The 20,821-nt window shown below is 62.7% G+C and carries 18 protein-coding genes and 1 tRNA gene; 12 read left to right on the top strand and 7 right to left on the bottom strand.

Annotation, left to right across the window (positions count from 1 at the left end; translation table 11 throughout):
- The first annotated feature begins 4 nt into the window (after nt 1–4).
- From ACIPG5_RS11205 to ACIPG5_RS11155, 11 genes are all read left to right on the top strand, one after another.
- On the top strand, nt 5–982 hold the full coding sequence (locus ACIPG5_RS11205) for a hypothetical protein (RefSeq protein ID WP_401374976.1): 978 nt from the start codon (nt 5–7) through the stop codon (nt 980–982).
- Between the two features lie 552 nt (nt 983–1,534).
- Nucleotides 1,535–1,813 (top strand): hypothetical protein, encoded by a 279-nt coding sequence (locus ACIPG5_RS11200; RefSeq protein WP_401374973.1) that lies wholly within the window; start codon nt 1,535–1,537, stop codon nt 1,811–1,813.
- A 1,387-nt stretch (nt 1,814–3,200) separates the two neighbouring features.
- The gene (locus tag ACIPG5_RS11195; RefSeq protein WP_401374971.1) at nt 3,201–4,922 is read left to right on the top strand and encodes a tetratricopeptide repeat protein; all 1,722 of its coding nucleotides are present in this window, start codon (nt 3,201–3,203) and stop codon (nt 4,920–4,922) included.
- Between the two features lie 4 nt (nt 4,923–4,926).
- A complete protein-coding gene (lolB, locus tag ACIPG5_RS11190; protein WP_176512172.1) occupies nt 4,927–5,544 on the top strand; it encodes a lipoprotein insertase outer membrane protein LolB in 618 nt (205 codons plus the stop codon).
- Between the two features lie 3 nt (nt 5,545–5,547).
- On the top strand, nt 5,548–6,408 hold the full coding sequence (gene ispE / locus ACIPG5_RS11185) for a 4-(cytidine 5'-diphospho)-2-C-methyl-D-erythritol kinase (RefSeq protein ID WP_176512173.1): 861 nt from the start codon (nt 5,548–5,550) through the stop codon (nt 6,406–6,408).
- Between the two features lie 19 nt (nt 6,409–6,427).
- A tRNA-Gln gene (locus tag ACIPG5_RS11180) sits at nt 6,428–6,502 on the top strand.
- A gap of 48 nt (nt 6,503–6,550) precedes the next feature.
- On the top strand, nt 6,551–7,492 hold the full coding sequence (locus ACIPG5_RS11175) for a ribose-phosphate pyrophosphokinase (RefSeq protein ID WP_003247410.1): 942 nt from the start codon (nt 6,551–6,553) through the stop codon (nt 7,490–7,492).
- A gap of 118 nt (nt 7,493–7,610) precedes the next feature.
- The gene (locus tag ACIPG5_RS11170) at nt 7,611–8,207 is read left to right on the top strand and encodes a 50S ribosomal protein L25/general stress protein Ctc (protein WP_176512174.1); all 597 of its coding nucleotides are present in this window, start codon (nt 7,611–7,613) and stop codon (nt 8,205–8,207) included.
- Between the two features lie 79 nt (nt 8,208–8,286).
- Nucleotides 8,287–8,871, top strand: coding sequence for an aminoacyl-tRNA hydrolase (gene pth, locus ACIPG5_RS11165; protein ID WP_176512175.1), 585 nt, complete (start codon nt 8,287–8,289; stop codon nt 8,869–8,871).
- 22 nt (nt 8,872–8,893) lie between these two features.
- Nucleotides 8,894–9,994: a redox-regulated ATPase YchF gene (ychF, locus tag ACIPG5_RS11160; protein WP_203648000.1), complete on the top strand. Its 1,101-nt coding sequence runs from the start codon at nt 8,894–8,896 to the stop codon at nt 9,992–9,994.
- A gap of 193 nt (nt 9,995–10,187) precedes the next feature.
- Nucleotides 10,188–11,909 carry a SulP family inorganic anion transporter gene (locus ACIPG5_RS11155; protein WP_176512176.1) on the top strand — a complete coding sequence of 574 codons (1,722 nt, stop codon included), beginning with the start codon at nt 10,188–10,190 and terminating at the stop codon, nt 11,907–11,909.
- Nucleotides 11,910–12,012: 103 nt separating this feature from the next.
- Here the strand turns inward: ACIPG5_RS11155 and ACIPG5_RS11150 are convergent, their stop codons facing one another.
- The 7 genes from ACIPG5_RS11150 to ACIPG5_RS11120 form a co-directional block, all read right to left on the bottom strand.
- The gene (locus tag ACIPG5_RS11150) at nt 12,013–13,023 is read right to left on the bottom strand and encodes a DUF2955 domain-containing protein (RefSeq protein WP_401374966.1); all 1,011 of its coding nucleotides are present in this window, start codon (nt 13,021–13,023) and stop codon (nt 12,013–12,015) included.
- Nucleotides 13,013–14,116, bottom strand: coding sequence for an HlyD family secretion protein (locus tag ACIPG5_RS11145; RefSeq protein WP_401374963.1), 1,104 nt, complete (start codon nt 14,114–14,116; stop codon nt 13,013–13,015). The genes ACIPG5_RS11150 and ACIPG5_RS11145 overlap by 11 nt, the downstream gene beginning before the upstream one ends.
- Nucleotides 14,113–15,630, bottom strand: coding sequence for an efflux transporter outer membrane subunit (locus tag ACIPG5_RS11140; RefSeq protein ID WP_401374960.1), 1,518 nt, complete (start codon nt 15,628–15,630; stop codon nt 14,113–14,115). The genes ACIPG5_RS11145 and ACIPG5_RS11140 overlap by 4 nt, the downstream gene beginning before the upstream one ends.
- On the bottom strand, nt 15,627–16,724 hold the full coding sequence (locus ACIPG5_RS11135) for an AI-2E family transporter (RefSeq protein WP_176512180.1): 1,098 nt from the start codon (nt 16,722–16,724) through the stop codon (nt 15,627–15,629). Before ACIPG5_RS11135 ends, ACIPG5_RS11140 begins: the two co-directional genes overlap by 4 nt.
- 40 nt (nt 16,725–16,764) lie before the next feature.
- Nucleotides 16,765–17,961: a monovalent cation:proton antiporter-2 (CPA2) family protein gene (locus tag ACIPG5_RS11130; protein WP_236236464.1), complete on the bottom strand. Its 1,197-nt coding sequence runs from the start codon at nt 17,959–17,961 to the stop codon at nt 16,765–16,767.
- A gap of 31 nt (nt 17,962–17,992) precedes the next feature.
- The gene (gene ppk2 / locus ACIPG5_RS11125) at nt 17,993–18,811 is read right to left on the bottom strand and encodes a polyphosphate kinase 2 (protein WP_176512182.1); all 819 of its coding nucleotides are present in this window, start codon (nt 18,809–18,811) and stop codon (nt 17,993–17,995) included.
- Nucleotides 18,812–19,181: 370 nt separating this feature from the next.
- Nucleotides 19,182–20,171, bottom strand: coding sequence for a Fic family protein (locus tag ACIPG5_RS11120; RefSeq protein WP_401374956.1), 990 nt, complete (start codon nt 20,169–20,171; stop codon nt 19,182–19,184).
- Between the two features lie 228 nt (nt 20,172–20,399).
- Between ACIPG5_RS11120 and ACIPG5_RS11115 the strand changes: the two genes are divergently transcribed.
- Nucleotides 20,400–20,789 carry a nuclear transport factor 2 family protein gene (locus ACIPG5_RS11115; protein WP_176512183.1) on the top strand — a complete coding sequence of 130 codons (390 nt, stop codon included), beginning with the start codon at nt 20,400–20,402 and terminating at the stop codon, nt 20,787–20,789.
- The last annotated feature ends 32 nt before the right edge of the window (nt 20,790–20,821 follow it).

Here is a 20,821-nt window from a genome sequence, read left to right as displayed (position 1 = left end):
CGCCATGACCCAAGCCCGCGCGTACATCAACCCCAGGATGCAGAACTACCACACGCTCAAGGCCGGCCTTGCCCTGACCGGGCATGCTGCCAGCAAGTTCGATGTGTTGAATTCGCATATCTACAACACCGTGGTCAAAAGCGGCGAACTGGTCATCATGGGGGATTGGTCAACGCCCTCGTGTACCAGCCATGAGGCCTTTCTGATGTCCAAGGCCTCCGTCACGCACATGGGTTTGATGCGCAGCGGCCAGGGCGCGGACCAATTCTTTCTAGAGAATTTCGAACTGCTCAAGAGCCTGCTCGCCCACGCCTCAATGGGCGCGGGCGTCGTCAGTGATGGCTGGAGCAGGTACCTGAACGCCATTCAGGGCACGTTGCTGGAGATTGAAAAGCTGCATAAGGAGTATCTCGGCTCCGGCACACTCAAGGCGCGCGACTCGTTTTATGCAAAGCGCGCGGCGCTGTTCATGAAGCTGGATGAACAATTGAGCAAGATGGCAGCCTTCGGGGCAGGGCTGCGAAATAGAGGGTCGATCAAAAGGGCGCTGGCGATCTCCACGAAGCGTTACCTGAATTCGCAGGAGATTGCAGGGTATGCGGACAAGGTTGCTGGCGTGAGCAAGGCTGCCAAACTGATAAAAAAAGGTACCTACATTGGCATTGCACTGGAGGTAGCGAGTACAGGTCTATCAATCAATAAGGCCTGTACAGAAGGGAGAGAGGAAGAATGCCGAAAAGCTAAAATTGTGGAGATCAGTTCATTGGCAGGCAGCGTGGGTGGAGGCGTGATTGGCGCATATGCTGGCAACCTCTTGGGCGTAGCCGCTTGCGGCGTGGTTCTGGGAATCGCATCAGGTGGACTTGGGATGATCGCTTGTGGTGTAGCGGGCGGCACCTTTGGGGGGATGCTAGGCGGGGAGCTCGGAAGCAGTGGAGGAGAATTCATGGGTGATTTATTTTATGAGCGGGTGATCAATTGACCCCAGCGCATGACATATTGGGAGCGGCATTCTTCATACTCCTCACCGCAATATTCATATCTATGTCCATGACACTTTATCTAGCCCATCGCCTGACAGAAAAACTTGAGTCACAGTTAACCAACTGCAAACTCATCAGCGATAATAAAAAAATATACGCCGAGCTTGGCTTTATCGGGAAAGTTTTTCGATTCGGCACAATTTCTCTAATACTGGCCTTCCCTAAAGCCTACGCACGCAAAGGCCTCGTGGACATTAGGGAAGTAAACCAAGTACCCAGCCATACGAAGAAGTCTCTTAGCAGACTCGTCGTTGTGTGTTTAGCACTCTTTTTCGCCCTTTTATTATTTAGAGCATGCCTCTATTTTGCCGACCATCATCAAGGCCTTTGAAAACCAACTCTCAACCCCAGGCATAAGCCCCGAGATTGAAACCGAACCTATCGCCCACTCCTGCTGTCCGCCCCTTGCACCTGATTGCTGTAAACCACGACCTTCGCAGGTGGGTCTGCCCCCGCGCTTGTGTAATCATGCAAGGCGCGCGGCGCTGTTCATGAAGCTGGATGAACAATTGAGCAAGATTGCGGCCTTCGGGGCAGGGCTGCGAAATAGAGGGTCGATCAAAAGGGCGGTGGCCATTTCCACTAAGCGCTACCTGCATACAGGGGAAATTGCTGGGTATGCCGATAAGGTAGCAGGAGTCGCCAAGGCCGCCACACTTGTCAAAAGAGGCACCTACATCGGCATTGCGCTTGATATTTCAGCTACAGGAATGGAAATTCAACACGCATGCTCCTCTGGACGAGAGGATGAATGCAGAAGAGCAAAGTAGGTTGAAAGTAGTTCACTGGTAGGTAGCCTGGCAGGCGGCAGCGCCGGCGGTTATGTCGCAGGGGCAGCTGCAATGTTTGGTTGCAGCGTTGTTTTGGGTATACCTAGCGGCGGGGTTGGCGTGCTCGCGTGTGGCGTGGTGGGTGGCGCGATAGGGGGCATGGCAGGAGGCGAAGCGGGCGGTATGGGATTTGAGGTAATGGCTGACTACCTTTATGAGAAATTCATAGAATGACTCGAGAACTAACCGCGGTGATCGGCTTCTTAATAATTGCACCATTAGGAGGAACCATGTGTGCAATCACCTATATCGCGCTTCGCCATCTTGATGAAATTGAGTCATCACTCTCCAATTGCAAAATGGTTCGCGATAACAAATTAGCCTACTCAGCTACAGGCATACTCGGAAAGCTGATGCGCATTGGTATGATTTCTTTCTCGCTAATTGCACCCAACCTGTGCGCTCGGCGAGGATTAATTGATCTGAATGACTTCCAAAACATGCCACCCCGCCTAAAGAAACCCCTTATCGCAACTTGGTACATCCTGTGTACATTGCTGCTTGCGTTAGCCTGCTTTCGAGCCACTTTGTATTTCACTCTGAATTAATCGAATATGTTACGAGCTTCTTGTACCCCAGCGCATTATCACCACCCCGGCAAAAAGGCGCTGTATAAGGCTTACGACGTCGAGCAATCCCTCAGAACCTGAGACCGCCAAGGGAAAGGCGACAAGGCTTGGAGAATTCTTGTACGAGGCTGTTGAAAAATGACAAGTGCACTGTGGATGATCATTTCATTCCTGACATTGGCCTCGCTATTGATTAGCCTTGCTGCGCTTTCCTGCATCGCATGCCGACACATTGAAACCATTGAGTCCCAGCTAACCAACTGCAAGTTCGTACAAGGAAACCGCTCGCTATATTCCCCGGCAGGTATGCTTGGCAAGTGCATGAGACTCTGCATGATCGCCGGCATGCTATCAACGCCAAACTTTTACATACGCCGTAACTTGGCGGACCCCACTGACATCCAAAGCATTCCCCCGAGAACCAAACGCCTGCTCCTGTTTTTCTGGTACACCCTGATGCTATCTATTCTATCGTTGATAATTCTCGAAGGTCTCACAAGGTATTTCGAACGAGGCTAATGCATTAGTGAAAAGAGGCGAGCGGGCCAAGCATGGGCAATTGCACGCTCGCCTTAACAAAGCCTGCCAACCTCACTCTCTGGCCTCCCCTCTTCGGCCAAATCCTCAGAACCTCCACCCCCCAGCATGGTCCGAGCCTTACAGCCCCGCGCTGTAAACCACGACCTTCGCAGGTGGGTTTGCCCCCGCGCTTGTGTCATCATGCTCCGACCGCCGGTAAGTCTTCTAAGCCTCCTTATATGAACAGACCTTACGCATTGCTGCTTGCCTTCGCCCTGCTCCAGGGCTGCCAGAGCCTGGCCCCGAAAAGTGCCGAGCCTCCCGTCGCCGAGGCCGGCAAAGGCGAGGCGCAAAAGCCCGTGGTGTATGGGTCGTTCACGCAAGACACGCTGTACAGCCTGCTGGTCGCCGAGCTTGCCGGGCAGCGCAACCGTTTCGACATCGCCCTGGCCAACTACACCGACCAGGCCGCCAAGACCCAGGACCCCGGCGTGTCCGAGCGCGCCTACCGCATCGCCGAGTACCTCGGCGCCGATGAGCCGGCGCTGGACAATGCCCTGGTCTGGGCCCGCAACGACCCGCAGAACCTCGACGCCCAGCGCGCCGCCGCCATCCAGCTGGCGCGCGCCGGCCGCTACGACGACTCCATGACCTATATGGAGAAGGTGCTGCAGGGCCAAGGCGACACCCACTTCGACTTCCTCGCCCTGTCGGCCGCCGAAACCGACCAGAGCACCCGCGACGGCCTGATGCAAAGCTTCGACCGCCTGCTGGTCAAATACCCGGACAACAGCCAACTGGTGTTCGGCAAAGCCTTGCTGTTGAACCAAGACGGCAAGGCCGAAGAGGCCCTGGAGCTGCTCGAAGCACACCCATCGAATGATGGCGAAATCGCCCCGATCCTGCTCCGCGCCCGCCTGCTCCAGGCCCTGGACCGCGGCTCCGAGGCACTGCCGCTGCTGCGCGGGGCGATCCGCGACAACCCCGACGACAAGCGCCTGCGCCTGACCTACGCGCGCACCTTGGTCGAACAGGACCGCATGGCCGACGCCAAGGCCGAGTTCATCAGCCTGGTGCAGGAATACCCCGATGACGACGAGCTGCGTTACTCCCTGGCCCTGGTGTGCCTGGAGAACAAGGACTGGGACGAGGCCGAGAGCCACCTGCGCGAGCTGATCGAACGCGACAGCAACGTCGATGCCGCGCACCTGAACCTGGGCCGTATCGCCGAGGAACGCCACGACCCGGCGGGCGCCCTGCGCGAATATGCCCTGGTCGGCCCCGGCCCCGATTACCTGCCGGCGCAATTGCGCCAGGCCGACATCCTCATCGCCAACGGCCGCGGCACCGAAGCCTCGCGTCAGCTCGCCGCTGCCCGCGAAGCGCAGCCGGAGATCGCCGTCCAGCTCTACCTGATCGAGTCGGAGAGCTACAGCAACAACAACAAGGACGCCCAGGCCAACCAGGTGCTGCAGCAAGCCCTGCAGCACTACCCGGACGACCTCAACCTGCTCTACACCCGCGCCATGCTGGCCGAAAAGCGTGACGACCTGCCGCAGATGGAGAAAGACCTGCGCGCCATCATCGCCCGCGAGCCGGAAAACGCCATGGCCCTGAACGCCCTGGGCTACACCCTGGCAGACCGCACCACCCGCTATGCCGAAGCCAAGGCGCTGATCGACAAGGCCCACCAGCTCACCCCGGACGACCCCGCCGTGCTCGACAGCCTCGGCTGGGTCGCCTATCGCCTGGGCAACCTCGACGAAGCCGAACGCTACCTGCGCCAGGCGCTGGAGCGCTTCCCCGACCATGAAGTGGCCGCCCACCTGGGCGAAGTCCTCTGGGCCAACGGCAAGCGCCGCGAAGCCCGCCAGGTCTGGGCCAAGGCCTTCGAGGCCCAGCCAGACAGCCCTATCCTGCGCAAGACGGTATTGCGCCTGACCGGATCCGAGACCCTTTAACGCCATGTTCTTGCGCCATTGCATCACCTTCACCCTGATTGCCCTGCTGGCCGGCTGTGCCGGCTTCGGTAGCCGCGAAGCCCTGCAGGGCCACGGCGACCCACAGCAGTGGCGTGCCCATAAAGAGCAGTTGAGCAGCCTCGACGGCTGGCAGATCAACGGCAAGGTCGGCATCCGCGCCCCGCGCGACTCCGGCAGCGGCACCTTGTTCTGGCTGCAACGCCAGGACTACTACGACATTCGCCTGGCCGGCCCGCTCGGCCGTGGCGCCGCACGCCTGACCGGCCGCCCCGGCGGCGTGGTGCTGGAAGTGGCCAACCAGGGCCGCTTCGAAGCCACCAGCCCCGAGGCGCTGCTGGAAGAACAGCTCGGCTGGCAACTGCCGGTGTCGCACCTGGTCTGGTGGGTCCGCGGCCTGCCCGCCCCCGACAGCAAGAGCAAGCTGACCCTGGACGGCGACAGCCGCCTGGCCAGCCTCGAGCAGGATGGCTGGCAGGTGCAGTACCTGAGCTACACCGAGCAGAACGGCTACTGGCTGCCCGAGCGCCTGAAGCTGCACGGCAAGGACCTGGACGTGACCCTGGTGGTCAAGGACTGGCAACCTCGCCAGCTGGGGCACTGAGCCATGCACGAACTTACCCTGCCCGCCCCGGCCAAGCTGAATCTGTGGCTGCACATCATCGGCCGCCGCCCCGACGGCTACCACGAGCTGGAAACCGTGTTCCAGTTCCTCGACCACGGCGACGAGCTGACCTTCGCCGTGCGTGACGATGGCGTCATTCACCTGCACACCGAAATCGCGGCGGTGCCCCACGACAGCAACCTGATCGTGCGCGCCGCGCGCAAGTTGCAGGAACAGTCCGGCACGCGCTTGGGCGCCGACATCTGGCTGAACAAGGTATTGCCCATGGGCGGCGGCATCGGCGGCGGCAGCTCGGATGCCGCCACTACCCTGCTGGCACTGGCGCACCTGTGGCAACTGGATTGGGACGAAGATCGCCTGGCAGCGCTGGGCCTGACGCTGGGTGCCGACGTGCCGGTATTCGTGCGCGGCCACGCCGCCTTCGCCCAGGGCGTGGGCGAGCAACTCACCCCGGTCGACCCGCACGAGCCCTGGTATGTCGTGCTGGTGCCGCAAGTGTCTGTCAGCACAGTAGAAATTTTTTCACATCCGCAGTTGACACGTGATTCCCTCCCCCTTAAGATGCGCCCCGTTCCCGAGGGAAACAGTCGAAATGACTGCCAACCGGTGGTAGAGCAGAGTTACCCAGAAGTTCGCAATGCGTTGAATTCATTGGGTAAATTCACAGATGCTCGGCTTACCGGAACTGGAAGTTGTGTGTTTGGGGCCTTCCCAAGCAAAGCCGAAGCTGATAAAGTTCTGGCCCTTCTTTCAGTGACCCAAACAGGGTTTGTGGCGAAAGGAAGCAATGTTTCGATGTTGCATCGCAAGCTGCAAAGTCTGGTCAAGAAGTCGAGTGCCTAGCGCTCGCAGCAACAGATACAGGGGCGTCGCCAAGCGGTAAGGCAGCAGGTTTTGATCCTGCCATGCGTTGGTTCGAATCCAGCCGCCCCTGCCATTTTCCTTATACTCATCCAGGTATACCCTCAGCCTTCAGGTACTGCGCGTGTCCAAGATGATGGTCTTTACGGGGAACGCTAACCCCGATCTGGCTCGGCGTGTCGTACGTCAGCTGCATATCCCTCTCGGTGACGTCTCTGTCGGTAAATTCTCCGACGGCGAGATCAGCACTGAGATCAATGAAAATGTCCGCGGTAAAGACGTCTTCATTATTCAGCCGACCTGTGCCCCGACCAACGATAACCTGATGGAACTGGTAGTGATGGCCGATGCCTTCCGCCGCTCCTCAGCATCCCGAATCACCGCCGTGATTCCTTACTTCGGATATGCCCGCCAGGACCGCCGTCCGCGTTCGGCACGTGTAGCCATCAGCGCCAAAGTCGTCGCTGACATGCTCACTGTCGTCGGTATCGACCGTGTACTCACCGTCGATCTGCACGCTGACCAGATCCAAGGCTTCTTCGATATCCCCGTCGACAACATCTACGGCTCGCCCGTACTGGTTGACGATATCGAAGACCAGCGTTTCGAGAACCTGATGATCGTTTCCCCGGACATCGGTGGTGTCGTGCGCGCACGTGCCGTCGCCAAGTCCCTGGGTGTCGATCTGGGTATCATCGACAAACGCCGTGAAAAGGCTAACCACTCCGAGGTCATGCACATCATCGGCGACGTCGAAGGGCGCACTTGCATCCTGGTAGACGACATGGTCGACACCGCCGGCACCCTGTGCCACGCGGCCAAGGCCCTGAAAGAACACGGCGCTGCCAAGGTTTACGCCTATTGCACGCACCCTGTCCTGTCGGGCCGCGCGATCGAGAACATCGAGAAGTCGGTACTGGACGAGCTGGTGGTGACCAACACCGTTCCGCTGTCCGCCGCTGCTCAAGCCTGTGACCGTATCCGCCAGCTGGATATCGCACCGGTTGTCGCTGAAGCGGTACGCCGCATCAGCAACGAAGAATCGATCAGCGCGATGTTCCGCTAAGCGGAACCCGTGTTGATGTGAAGCGCCCCGCCCCAGCATTCGTTGGGGCGGGGCTTTTTTGCCATCCCCGTTGGCGCTGGTCGCAAACGCCCTCGGGGGGCTATTTTGGAGAAACAAAATGACTGATTTCACTCTGAACGCCCAAGCGCGTACTGACCTGGGGAAAGGTGCGAGCCGCCGCCTGCGTCACTCGCTGAACATCCCGGCCGTTGTATACGGTGGCGATAAAGAAGCCCAATCCCTGACCATCGTGGCCAAGGAAATCGCCAAGCTGTTCGAAAACGAAGCTGCCTTCAGCCACGTGATCGAACTGAACGTCGACGGCACCAAGCAGAACGTCGTGGTCAAGGCCATGCAGCGCCACCCGGCCAAAGGCTTCATCATGCACGCCGACTTCGTTCGCGTCGTTGCTGGCCAGAAGCTGACCGCCAAGGTTCCGGTTCACTTCGTCGGCGAAGAAGCGCCGGTCAAGAAAGGCGGCGAGATCTCCCACGTCGTTTCCGAGATCGAAGTTTCCTGCGAAGCCAAAGACCTGCCAGAGTTCATCGAAGTTGACCTGGCCAAGGCTGAAATCGGCACCATCATCCACCTGTCGGACCTGAAAGCTCCGAAAGGCGTAGAGTTCGTCGCTCTGGCCCACGGTGATGACAAAGCTGTTGCCAACGTTCACGCTCCACGCGTTGCACCAGAAGCTGAAGCAGGCGCCGCTGAGTAATCCACTCGCGCGCCGGTGTTGATCGGGTTACAGTGCCGCGCGCCCTGTAACCCACCAACTCCAAGGAAGAGCCCCTGACGTGACCGCCATCCAGTTGATCGTTGGCCTGGGTAACCCCGGCCCCGAATACGAACAGACCCGGCATAACGCAGGGGCTCTTTTCGTTGAACGCATTGCCAGCGCCCAGCGCGTCTGCTTGACCGCTGACCGCAAGTATTTCGGCCTGACGGCTAAATTCAGCCATCAGGGCAACGACGTTCGTCTGCTCATCCCCACCACCTACATGAACCGTAGCGGCCAGTCCGTGGCGGCCTTGGCCAATTTCTTCCGCATCAAGCCGGAAGCGATCCTGGTGGCGCATGACGAACTCGACCTGCCTCCAGGCGTCGCCAAGCTCAAGCGCGGCGGTGGCCATGGTGGGCACAACGGCCTGCGCGACATCATCGCGCAGCTCGGCAACCAGAACGACTTCCACCGCCTGCGGCTTGGCATTGGCCACCCGGGCGACGCCAAACTGGTCTCCAACTTCGTCCTGGGCCGCGCGCCGCGCGCCGAGCAGGAGAAGCTCGACGCCAGCATCGATTTTGCCCTCGGCGTGCTGCCGGATGTGCTCGCCGGCGATTTCGCCAAGGCGATGCGCGAGCTGCACAGCCAGAAGGCCTGATTTCCTAGAGAGGGGAATACCCATGGGTTTCAATTGCGGCATCGTCGGCCTGCCCAACGTCGGCAAGTCCACCCTGTTCAACGCCCTGACCAAGTCTGGCATCGCGGCGGAGAACTTCCCTTTCTGCACCATCGAGCCGAACAGCGGCATCGTGCCGATGCCCGACGCGCGCCTGGCGGCGCTGGCGGAAATCGTCAAGCCCAACCGCATCCTGCCGACCACCATGGAGTTCGTCGACATCGCAGGCCTGGTGGCCGGTGCTTCGAAGGGTGAAGGCCTGGGCAACAAGTTCCTCGCCAACATCCGCGAGACCGACGCCATCGCCCACGTGGTGCGCTGCTTCGAAGACGAGAACGTGATTCACGTTTCCAACAGCGTCGACCCCAAGCGCGACATCGAGATCATCGACCTGGAGCTGATCTTCGCCGACCTCGACAGCTGCGAGAAGCAACTGCAGAAGGTTGCCCGCAACGCCAAGGGCGGCGACAAGGACGCCCTGGCGCAGAAGGCCATCCTGGAAAAACTGATCCCGCACTTCACCGAAGGCAAGCCGGCGCGCAGCCTGATGAAGAACATGGCTGACGACGAGAAGGCCGTCATCCGTGGCTTCCACCTGCTGACCAGCAAGCCTGTGATGTACATCGCCAACGTTGCCGAAGACGGCTTCGACAACAACCCGCACCTGGACGTGGTCAAGGCCATCGCCGAGGAAGAAGGCGCGGTGGTGGTGCCGGTGTGCAACAAGATCGAAGCCGAAATCGCCGAGCTCGACGACGGCGAGGAAAAGGACATGTTCCTCGAGGCCCTGGGCCTGGAAGAGCCTGGCCTGAACCGCGTGATCCGCGCCGGTTACGAGCTGCTGAACCTGCAGACCTACTTCACTGCCGGCGTGCAGGAAGTGCGTGCCTGGACCGTGCGCGTCGGCGCTACCGCGCCGCAGGCCGCTGGTGTGATCCACACCGACTTCGAAAAAGGCTTCATCCGCGCCGAAGTGGTGGCCTATGACGACTTCATCCAGTTCAAGGGTGAAGGCGGTGCCAAGGAAGCCGGCAAATGGCGCCTGGAAGGCAAGGACTACATCGTCAAGGACGGCGATGTGATGCACTTCCGCTTCAACGTATAACGCAACACCCGCGGCGCCCCCTTCGCCGGCAAGCCGGCTTCCACAGCAATGGCACTGTCCTCGAGAACAGTGACCAACCTGTGGGAGCCGGCTTGCCGGCGAAGGGGGCGCCGCCGTTTCCGCCCTCCGTACACTAAGCTGACTCTCGGAAGAGCCCAGCGCGGTTGATGCGCCTCTTCCCGGAGCCTCGACCATGCCTCAAACCCCACCCCGCCCCCGCTTCGACTGGCAACGCTGGTTACCCGGCCTGGCCACCCTCATGCATTACCAGCTGGCCTGGCTGCCCAAGGACATCGCCGCAGGCCTTGTGCTGACCACCATGCTGGTGCCCGTGGGCATCGCCTACGCCGAAGCGTCCGGGGTTCCCGGCATCTATGGCCTCTACGCCACCATCATCCCGCTGCTGGCCTACGCCCTGTTCGGCCCCAGCCGCATCCTCGTGCTCGGCCCGGACTCGGCATTGGCTGCGCCGATCCTGGCCGTGGTGGTGCAATACGCGGCCAGCGACCCGCAGCGAGCGATCGCCATCGCCAGCATGATGGCCCTGGTGGCCGGCGCCTTCTGCGTGATCGCCGGGTTGCTGCGCCTGGGCTTCATCACCGAATTGCTGTCCAAACCGATCCGCTATGGCTACATGAATGGCATCGCCCTGACCGTGCTGATCAGCCAGCTGCCCAAGCTGTTCGGCCTTTCCGTCGACAGCCAAGGGCCGCTTCGCGACCTCTGGCACCTGGCCCAGGCGTTGTTGGCTGGGAAAGGGCACTGGCCGAGTTTTGCCATTGGCGCCGGGTGCCTCGCGCTGATCCTGTTGCTCAAGCCGTTCAAGCGCCTGCCAGGCATCCTGATCGCCGTGGTGCTGGCGACGTTGGCGGTGAGCCTGTTCAAGCTCGACCAGCTCGGCGTGAAAGTGCTCGGCCAACTGCCGCAGGGGCTGCCGAGCCTGGTCTTGCCCTGGGTGACCGACATCGACCTGGTGGAGGTGCTGCTGGGCGGCATCGCCGTGGCCCTGGTGTCGTTCGCCGACACCAGCGTGCTGTCACGCACCTACGCGGCGCGGCTGAAGACCCCGGTCGATCCGAACCAGGAGATGTTCGGCCTGGGCGTGGCGAACCTGGCTGCCGGCCTGTTCCAGGGCATCCCCATCAGCAGCAGTTCGTCGCGTACACCGGTGGCGGAAGCGGCGGGCTCGAAAACCCAGCTCACCGGCATCATCGGTGCGCTGGCGGTCACCCTGCTGCTGCTGGTGGCACCCAACCTGATGCAGCACCTGCCCACCAGCGCACTGGCCGCCGTGGTGATTGCCGCGGCGCTGGGGCTGTTCGAGTTTGCCGACCTCAAGCGCATCTTCCGCATGCAGCAATGGGAATTCTGGCTGTCGTTCACCTGCTTCGTCGGGGTTGCGGTGTTCGGTGCCATCCCCGGCATCTGCATTGCCGTGGCGATCTCGGTGATCGAGTTTCTCTGGGACGGCTGGCGCCCGCATTACGCCGTGCTCGGGCGGGTCGACGGCACCCGCGGTTACCATGACGTGCAACGTTATCCACAGGCGCGGCGCATCCCGGGGTTCGTGCTGCTGCGCTGGGATGCGCCGCTGTTCTTTGCCAATGCCGAGCAGTTTCAGAACACGGTGCTGGGCGCCGTGGATGAGTCCCCTACCCCGGTGCAACGGTTGGTGATCGCGGCGGAGCCTGTAACCAGCATCGACGTCACCTCCGCCGACATGCTCGCCGAGCTGGACCGGGCGCTGGAGGCACGCGGGGTGGAGCTGCAGTTTGCCGAGATGAAAGACCCGGTGAAGGACAAGATGAAGCGGTTCGGGTTGTTTCAGCACATGGGCGAGACCGCGTTCCACCCCACTGTCGGGGCTGCTGTGGATGCTTATCTGGAAGAGGCCGGGGTGGACTGGAAGCCCTAGGTTGGCAGTCCCGGCCCTATCGCCGGCAAGCCGGCTCCCACAGGTGAGCAAGGCGCTATACCTGTGGGAGCCGGCTTGCCGGCGATAGGGCCGGAACGGGCAACTAAACAGCCCGCACCCTGCGCCGATCGATCCAGCTCACCATGGCACTGGCATACACCGACACCGCAAGAAACAACGCCATGCGCACGGCAAAGGCCCGGTACACATCCTGCCCCCCCGCACTGTCCTGCACCGATTGCCCCAGCAATATCAGCATCGTCGTCAGGCAACTCACCCAGTAACCCGGGCTATGCCGGGTCGCCACCACCCGGTACAGCCGCCGCGCCTGCCACAAGGTGAACAGCAGCACCCAGAGGAAAAACATCCACAGGTGCACGAACACACTCAACGCCCCCCACATCAGTATCGCCAGCACCCCGGCCAGCAAGGTCGAGCCAATCAGCTCGCGGCTGGCGTGGCGGGCGCGGGTTTCCTCGGCCTGCTGGCCCAGGCTCACCGACTTCATGATCAGCGGCATGAACGGGTCAGGCGCAATCAGCGCCAGCAGAAACGCCGGCATGACGATCAGCGTGGCGCGCAGGGCGACCCAGCTCACATCCGCGCTGGCAAGCGACGGCGGCGACGGCTGTGCAGGCGCATCGCGGGGCTCGGGAAACAGCACGTGGGCAACTGCGCTCCCGAGTACCGCCAGCAACATGCCCTTGGCCAACGCCTCGACCACCGACAAAGCCAGGGTGAAATCGCCGGTGCCGGCTGCAGCGATCATGGTCAGGCCGATCACCAGCAGGTTGGCCAGCAGGCCATTGCCCCCCTTGAGCGCATAGCGCAGCACCAGGAACACGCCGACGCCGACCAGCAGCACCCCACTCACCGGCGCGTGGCGCAGCAGCGGAATCAGCAACAGGCCGCTGCCGCAAGCGAGCAGCACCAGTACGGCCAGCAGCGGTGCAGCGCGCAAGGGCAGCGGCTGGCTGCGCATGGCCAGCAGCAACAGCGCGAACACCGGCGCCAGGATCGGCATCGGCAACCCCAGGCCGAAGCTCGCCGCCAGGCACAGCGCCACGCCCCAGGCCAGGCGCAGCGCTCGCAGGCGGCGCAGCTCAATAGGCATAGGCCAGCCAGCTCATCAGCCACATGAACAGCCGGCCCAGCAGGTTCAGCGGGTTGCCCTCGCCGGGCAATGCCATGATTTCTGCCTGGCCGCCCACGCGCAGGCCGGAGCGGTCCTGCAACTGCTCGCGGTCGAGTTCGACGATCACCGGGAAGCGCTGCGCCGAGCGCAACCACTCGCGGCTGTTCTGCACCGTCGGCAAGCTGCCCGGTGGCGTGCTCTGGCCGACGCTCACGCCATAGCCGATGCTGCGCACCCGCCCTTTCAGCACTTGGCCCGGCATCGAATCGAGCACCACCAGCACCGGCACCCCCGGGCGCAGCCGGCCCAGGTTGTTCTCGGTCATGTCGGCACTGATCCACACGTCATGGATGGCGATCAGGGTCATCATCGGCGTGCCGGCGCCCACGTAGTGGCCGACGTCGGTACGCAGGTCGGTGATCAGCCCGTTGGCTTCAGCACGCACCACGGTGCGGGCAAGGTCCAGCCGGGCCTTTTCGACAGTGGCCGCCGCGCTGCGCAGCTGTGCGTTGTCGGCCTCGCCACCGCCTTGCTGTTCACGCGCCCGGGCCACTTCGGCGCGGGCCGATGCCACCTTGCTGATGGCCTGGTCGCGGGTGGCCTGGGCGCCTTCCAGGCGGCGCACCGACACCGTGCCCGGGTCTTCCTCGATCAGCCGCTTGAGCCGCTCGGCATCCTGGCGCGCCTTGCGCTCGTTGGCCTGGGCCGCCAGCAGCGCCGCCTGGGCCGAATCGATGCCGGCGGTGTTGGCACCGATCTGCCGGCGCACGGTATCGAGGTCGGCCTCGGCGCGCGCCAGGGCGATACGGTACTGCTCCTGGTCCAGTTCGAACAACACGTCGCCGCGCTGCACCTCCTGGTTGTTGCCCACCGCCACGCGCGTGACCGCCCCGGCGACCTCGGCCGCCACCGGCACCACGTAGGCCTGCAGGCGGGCCTGCTGGGTATAGGGTGTGAAGCGGTCGGCGAGCAGGTACCAGACCAGGCTCACGACGATGACCAACAGCACCCAGCGCATGCCGCGGTCCGGGGCTGGGGCGTGTGCGGGGGGCGTTTGCTTGTTGTCGCTCATTGGCTTCCACCCTGTTCAGGGGCGTCGAGCAGATCGCCCCAGTCGGTACGTTGTTGCATCTGCTGACGCGTTGCGGGGTCGATGGGCGCGTGGCGGGTATCCCAGCCGCCGCCCAGCGCCTTGTACAAATTCACCAGGCTGCTCACCGCATTGCCGCGGCTGACCAGGTAGCCATCCTGCTGCTGCAGCAACAGTTGCTGGGCATCGAGCACGCGCTGGAAGTCGGCGAAGCCTTCGCGGTATTGCGAGCTGGCCAGGTTCAACGAGCGCTGCGCCGCCTGCGAAGCATCCTGGCGGATGGTTGCACTCTGCAGCGAGCGCACCAGGCCGCTGGCGGCATCGTCGGCCTCGCGCGCCGCTTCGCGCACGCCCTGGTGGTACAGCTCGAGCAGTTGCTGCAGGCGCGCATCCTCCACGCGCACGGCGTTCTTGCGCCGGCCGTAGTCGAACGGGTTCCAGATCAGGCTCGGCCCGGCCGCCACGTCGAAGCTGTTGGGCAGGTGGCTGGCCGAGGCGAAGCTCCAGCCGATGCTGCCGAGCAGGCTGATCTGTGGATAAAGGTCCGCTTCGGCGACCCCGACCAGGGCCGACTGCGCCGCCACTGCCTGCTCGGCGGCGCGCACATCCGGGCGGCGCAGCAGCAGGTTGGCGGGTACGTCCTGCAGCACGGCGCGGTCGGGCAGCGGCAACTGGCCGTGCCGCGCCTGCAGCTCCGGCAGCGGCCCAGGCGGGCGGCCGAGCAGCGAGCAGAGCACGTTATGCAGGGCATTGAGCTGGTTCTCGAACTCGGGGATGGTGGCCTGGGTGGCCAGGTACTGGGTGCGCGCCTGCTGCCAGTCCAGCTCGTCGTTCTCGCCGTGGCGGAACAGCCGTTCGGTGATTTCCAGGCTACGCGCCTGGCGCCTGGCGTTCTCCACGGCAATCGCCAGGCGCGCTTCGGTGGTGCGCACGGCGAAGTAGGTATCGGCCACCTGGGCACGCAGCAGCACCATGGCATCGGCGTAGTTGGCCTGGGAGGCGAAGTAGGCCGCGTCGGCGCTCTCGATGGCGCGGCTGAAGCGCCCCCAGAAGTCGATTTCCCAGCCGATGTCGAAGCCCGCGCTGGACTGCCAGAACACCGAGTCGCGGGCGCTGGCGGTACCCGACTGGTTCTGCTTGAGGTACAGGCTTTGCGCACGCAGCTGCTGCAGCTGTGGATAACGCCCGGTCTGCACGATGGCCAGCTGCGCGCGGGCCTCGGCGATGCGCAGGCCGGCAACCCGCAGGTTGCTGTTGTGGGCGTCGGCTTCGGCGATCAGTGCATCCAGGGTAGGGTCGGCGAACACCGCCCACCACTGCTGCAGGTCTGGCGCCGCGGCGGGCCGCCCGGCCTGGTCCAGCAGTGGCGTGTTCCAGCTCGCCAGCCAAGGGTCCTGCGGCGGCTGGAAATCCGGGCCGACCTGGGTGCAGCCGGCCAGCAGGGCGAACAGGCTGACGGCATGGCACGCAGCAGGCCAGGTGCCGCGATGCCTCACGCGCCCGGCTCGGCTGGGGTTTCCGGTACCTGCAGCGCCACCCACTGCCAGAACAGCACGTAGGTCACGCCGAGAATCACCGGGCCGATGAACAGGCCGATGATGCCCTTGACCACCATGCCGCCCAACGCCCCGATCAGCACCACCGGCATCGGCACATCCACCCCGCGCCCCAGCAGCATCGGCTTGAGCACGTTGTCGGCAAGGCCGGCGACGAAGGTGTAGATGGCGAAGAAGATGGTCGCGGCGGTGAAGCCTTCGGCATGAAACACATACAGGATCACCGGCAGCGTGACCAAGGTCGCCGGCGCCTGGGCAATCCCCAGCATGAGCACGGCGATGGCCAGCATCCCGGCCCCGGGCACGCCCTTGACCACGAAGCCGACGCCGATCAGCAGCATCTGGATGAAGGCGATGCCGATTACCCCCTGGGCCACCGCGCGAATGGTCGCGGTGCACAACTTGGCCAGCGGCTTGCCGCGCTCCTCACCGGAAACGCGCATGGCAATGCGTTGCGAGGCGATCTCGCCACGGGCGCCGAAGGCCATGATCACCCCGGAGATGATGATCGCCCCGATGAACAGCAAAAAGGCTGCGCCCGCGCTGGCTGCAGCGCCGAGCACCGTCAGCCCCGCGCCCTTCAGATAGGGCATCAGGTTGTTCATGATCGGCGCCAGGCTCTGCGAGGCCGACAGCCAGAAGGCATGCAGCTTCGGCCCGATCAACGGCCAGCTGGCCACCGAGTCGGGCGGCGTCGGCACGCTCCAGGCGCCGCTCTTGAGCAGGGTCACCAGGCTGTCCACCGATTCGCCGATGGACACCACCACCAGGTAGATCGGCACCAGCAGCACCACCAGCACCAGCAGCACTACCAGGGTCGCCGCGTAACCGTCCTTGAGCCCGGTGCCGTTCTTGATGCGCTGCTGCAAGGGGTACAGCGTGACCGCCAGGATCACCGCCCACAGCATCAGCTCGAGAAATGGCTGGAACACCTGGAAGGAGAAGATCACCAACGTGGCAACCAACCCAGCCTTGATCAGCACATCGAGCAGGCCCCGCGACAGCGCGCTGTCCAGCTTGAATCCTTGTTGCATGGTTGAATCTCCAGACATACAGGGCGCCATGTGGCGCCATTCATTCGCCCGTTCCGGGTGCACCCTGGGGGTCAGGGCCGTCCCGCAATTGACGCGCCAGGGCCAGCATCACCACCGGCACCACGGCCATCGACAGGGTGATGGCGAGCACCAGCAGGTCGTGCACCTGCCGCGTCAGCACCTGATGATCGAGCGCCAGCTTGAACACCACGAAGGCGAATTCACCGCCCGATGCCAGCACCACGCCCAGGCACAGCGCCTGCGGCCGGTTCAGCCCGCCGGCAGAGCGCCCCAGGGCGAACAACAGCGGCATCTTCACGCTGACCAGCAGCAGGGTCAGCCCGAGCACCGCCAGGGGCATGGAGAACAGCAGGCGCAGGTCGGCGCTCATGCCCACGCCGACGAAGAACAGCCCCAGCAGCAAGCCCTTGAGCGGTTCGATCTGGGTTTCCAGCTCATGGCGAAAAGGCGATTCGGCCATCAGCACGCCGGCCAGGAAGGCGCCCAGGGCCATGGACACCCCGACATGCTCCATCACCCAGGCGGTGCCCAGCACCACCAGCAATGCAGTGGCAGTGGACAGCTCGGGCAGCCCGGAGCCGACGGTCCATTTGAACACTGGCGTCAGCAGGTAGCGGCCCGTGATGATCACCACGCCAATGCCAGCGGCAACCGCCAGCATCGGCCAGTTGCGTTCGTCGGCCACGCTGGCGCCACCGCCGAGCAGCGGCACCACGGCAATCAGCGGGATCGCGGCGATGTCCTGGAACAGCAGGATGGCCACGGCCAGTCGGCCGTGCGGCTTGCCCAAGTCCTTGCGCTCGGCCAGCACTTGCAGGCCGAAGGCGGTGGACGACAGCGCCAGGCCCACGCCCAGCACGATCGCCGCCGCCTTCGACTGGCCGAACAGCCAGTACGCCAGCGCGCCCAGCACCACGGCCGTCAGCCCCACCTGCAGCGAGCCGATGCCGAACAACGCCCGGCGCATGGTCCACAAGCGGCGGGGCGAGAGCTCCAGGCCGATCACGAACAACAGCATGACCACGCCCATTTCCGAGAGGCGGGCGACGTTGTCCGGGTTGCCCAGCAAGCCAAGGACCGAAGGCCCAATCAGAATGCCGGCCAGCAGGTAGCCGGGCACTGCGCCCATTTTCAAGCGTTGCGCCAGCGGTACCAGAAGCACCACGGCCAACAGGAAAACGACTGTCGCCTGTAGCAGGCTGCCATCGTGCGGCATCGATCAGCCCCCCTGGAGCATCAGGTGGGAATCAGAAGCGCTCTTCGATCACTTTGAAGGGATAGGGCACCGACTTGTACTTGCCGATCTTGCCGCGCTTGGGCAGCTTGACCACCTGCTCGCGGGTGATGTCCTTGTAGGGCACGCGTGTCAGCAGGTGGCTGATGATGTTCAGCCGGGCGCGCCGCTTGTCATCGGAATGGGCCATGAACCAGGGCGCCCAGGAGGAATCGGAGGCGGCGAACATCGCGTCACGGGCGCGGGTGTAATCGTCCCAGCGGCTGTACGACTTGAGGTCCATGGGCGACAGCTTCCACAGCTTGCGCCCGTCATTGATACGGTCCTGCAGGCGGCGGGTCTGCTCCTCGGGGCTGACTTCCAGCCAGTACTTGATGAGGATGATCCCCGACTCGACCATCAGTTTTTCCAGCAGCGGCACCACGGCCAGAAACTTGTCGGCCTGCTCTTCGGTGCAAAAGCCCATGACCCGCTCGACCCCGGCGCGGTTGTACCAGCTGCGGTCGAAGATCACCACCTCGCCGGCGGCCGGCAGGTGGTTGAGGTAGCGCTGGGCGTACATCTGGGTCTTTTCCCGCTCGGTCGGCGCCGGCAGCGCCACCACGCGGAACACCCGCGGGCTGACGCGCTCGGTGATGGCCTTGATGGTGCCGCCCTTGCCCGCACCGTCGCGCCCCTCGAACAGGATGCACACCTTAAGGCCCTTGGCGACCACCCATTCCTGCAGTTTCACCAGTTCGACATGCAGGTTCTTCAGGTCTTTTTCATAAGCCTTGCCCGTGAGCTTTTCCGCGGGGGCAGTGTGGCCTTTGTTCCTGGACGTCTTGGACATGTCGGGCTCCTGGCAGCGAATGAAGAGTGAGTATGGTCGATCCACGGGAATTAGCCGTTTCGCTGGCAATTGCAGCGAGCGATGACGCCACTCGGTCGGCGCGGGATAGAAGCCCGGAAAAACGTTTGATACCAATCAAAAATAATTTTTGAGGCTTTGAGGGCGGTGGCGGCCCCTTCGCGGGGCAAGCCCGCTCCCACAGGCCTTGCACTGCGCCCCAGCTCGGCAGGGTAACTATGGGAGCGGGCTTGCCCCGTGAAAGGGCCCCCACTGGAAGCACACGCTCTTCAAGCTGGCTCCAGGGTCACCCACCAGCGTGTCAGGTAGCGGGCACTGACCGGCAAAATGGGCCACTGCTCACCTCGATGCCTTAGCCAAGCACCCGCCGATACCGTTGGGTCGGGCTACGAGGAGACGCGGGCTCAGTCATCTCGATCAGCCCAGCAGCCAGAGCAGGTTTCAGATAGGTTTTGCTGAAGGTGGGGCGATGGGAAAGCCCCAAGCGCTGCATCAGCTCACTGGATCTCAAGGCCATCCCAGGGGGCAGAATAGTCAGGAGCTTCGATACTTGGTCGGTTACTTGATCGGTTACTTGATCGGTCGTTACGGCTTCGACCAATGCCTGCAAGAGTGCACCCAACATGAACTCTACAAATGGCGTTGCCTCAGCGGCTTGATCAGCTGCGGCTAGAGCCGCGTAATAGGCATCCTGCTGCTCGCGAATAACGCTTTCCACAGGCAGGAACGCCATGACAGGCCGCCAGTGGCTAAGCAGCAGTGTCTGCCACAGACGGCCCATCCTGCCGTTGCCATCTGCGAATGGGTGAATGAATTCGAATTCGTAATGGAAAACGCAGCTAACGATCAATGGGTGCCATGCGCTCCGGCCTAACCATCCCAGAAGTTCTTGCACCAGTGTTGATACCCGGCTGGCAGGGGGCGCCATGTGCAGCAGACGCGCCCCACGATAGATACCCACGCCACTTCGACGGAAGTGGCCGGCATCATCGATCAAACCCTGCATCAACAGATTGTGAGCGGTCAGCAAATCGGTTTGACGGTTCGGATGCCAAGTAGGCATTGCATCGTAGGCAGAGAATGCATTGCGTACTTCCTGTATCTCGCGCGGCAAGCCCAATACCCGCTTACCCTCCAATAGCGCAGTCACCTGCTCTACGCTAAGCGTGTTGTTCTCAATTGCAAGCGATGCCTGAATGGTCCGTATGCGGTTGCCACGACGTAGTTGAGGTGTAAGCGAATCTTCACGATAGGCCGTCAACTGCCCGACATGCTCACTAATTTCGGCGACCAGCGCCAACATAGAAGGCGTTACCGTCAATGGCGGCTCGTAACTGCTCATAGCCTGCATTCCCTGAAAAATTAAGAAGCCTGGTTGCGATCGGTCCTGCATGTTAAGACCGCGTTCGCCTGCGCTGCACCTTATGCCACCGCAGTTAAAGGGGTAAAGAATCATGGGAAATTGGTTCAGAAAATCCTGAACTAATTATTTCCCCCCAGCGATTTTTCCCCCTGGCACTCCCCACCAGAATCGCTTCACCACAATCACAATAACCGTGAGGCCACTCCCGTGGACCAGACACTCCAGGTACGGCAGGCTGCCGCCGACCTCGTCGCCGCCTTCGCCAGCAACGACACCGCCCGCTACTTCGCCTGTTTCAGCGAAGACGCCACCTTCCTCTTCCACACCCTGGCGCAACCGCTGCTGTCGCGCCGTGCCTATGAAGACCTCTGGGCCCAATGGCAAGCCGAGGGCTTTGCCGTGCTCGGCTGCAGGTCGAGCAACGTGCAGGTGAGCCTGCAGGGCGAGGTGGCGATCTTCATGCACGATGTGGCCACGCACATCCGTATCGCCGGCGAGGAACACCAACTCGACGAACGCGAGACCATCGTCTTCCGCCGCCAGGGCGAACGCTGGCTGGCGTGCCACGAGCACCTGTCGGTGGTCAGCGCCGCCTGATCCCTCTTCTACGCGGCCTTGCCGCCCTGCCA

The sequence above is a fragment of the Pseudomonas sp. NPDC087029 genome (genome assembly GCF_044745345.1).
Taxonomy (GTDB): domain Bacteria; phylum Pseudomonadota; class Gammaproteobacteria; order Pseudomonadales; family Pseudomonadaceae; genus Aquipseudomonas; species Aquipseudomonas faucium.
This window is presented reverse-complemented; position numbering and strand designations above follow the sequence as displayed.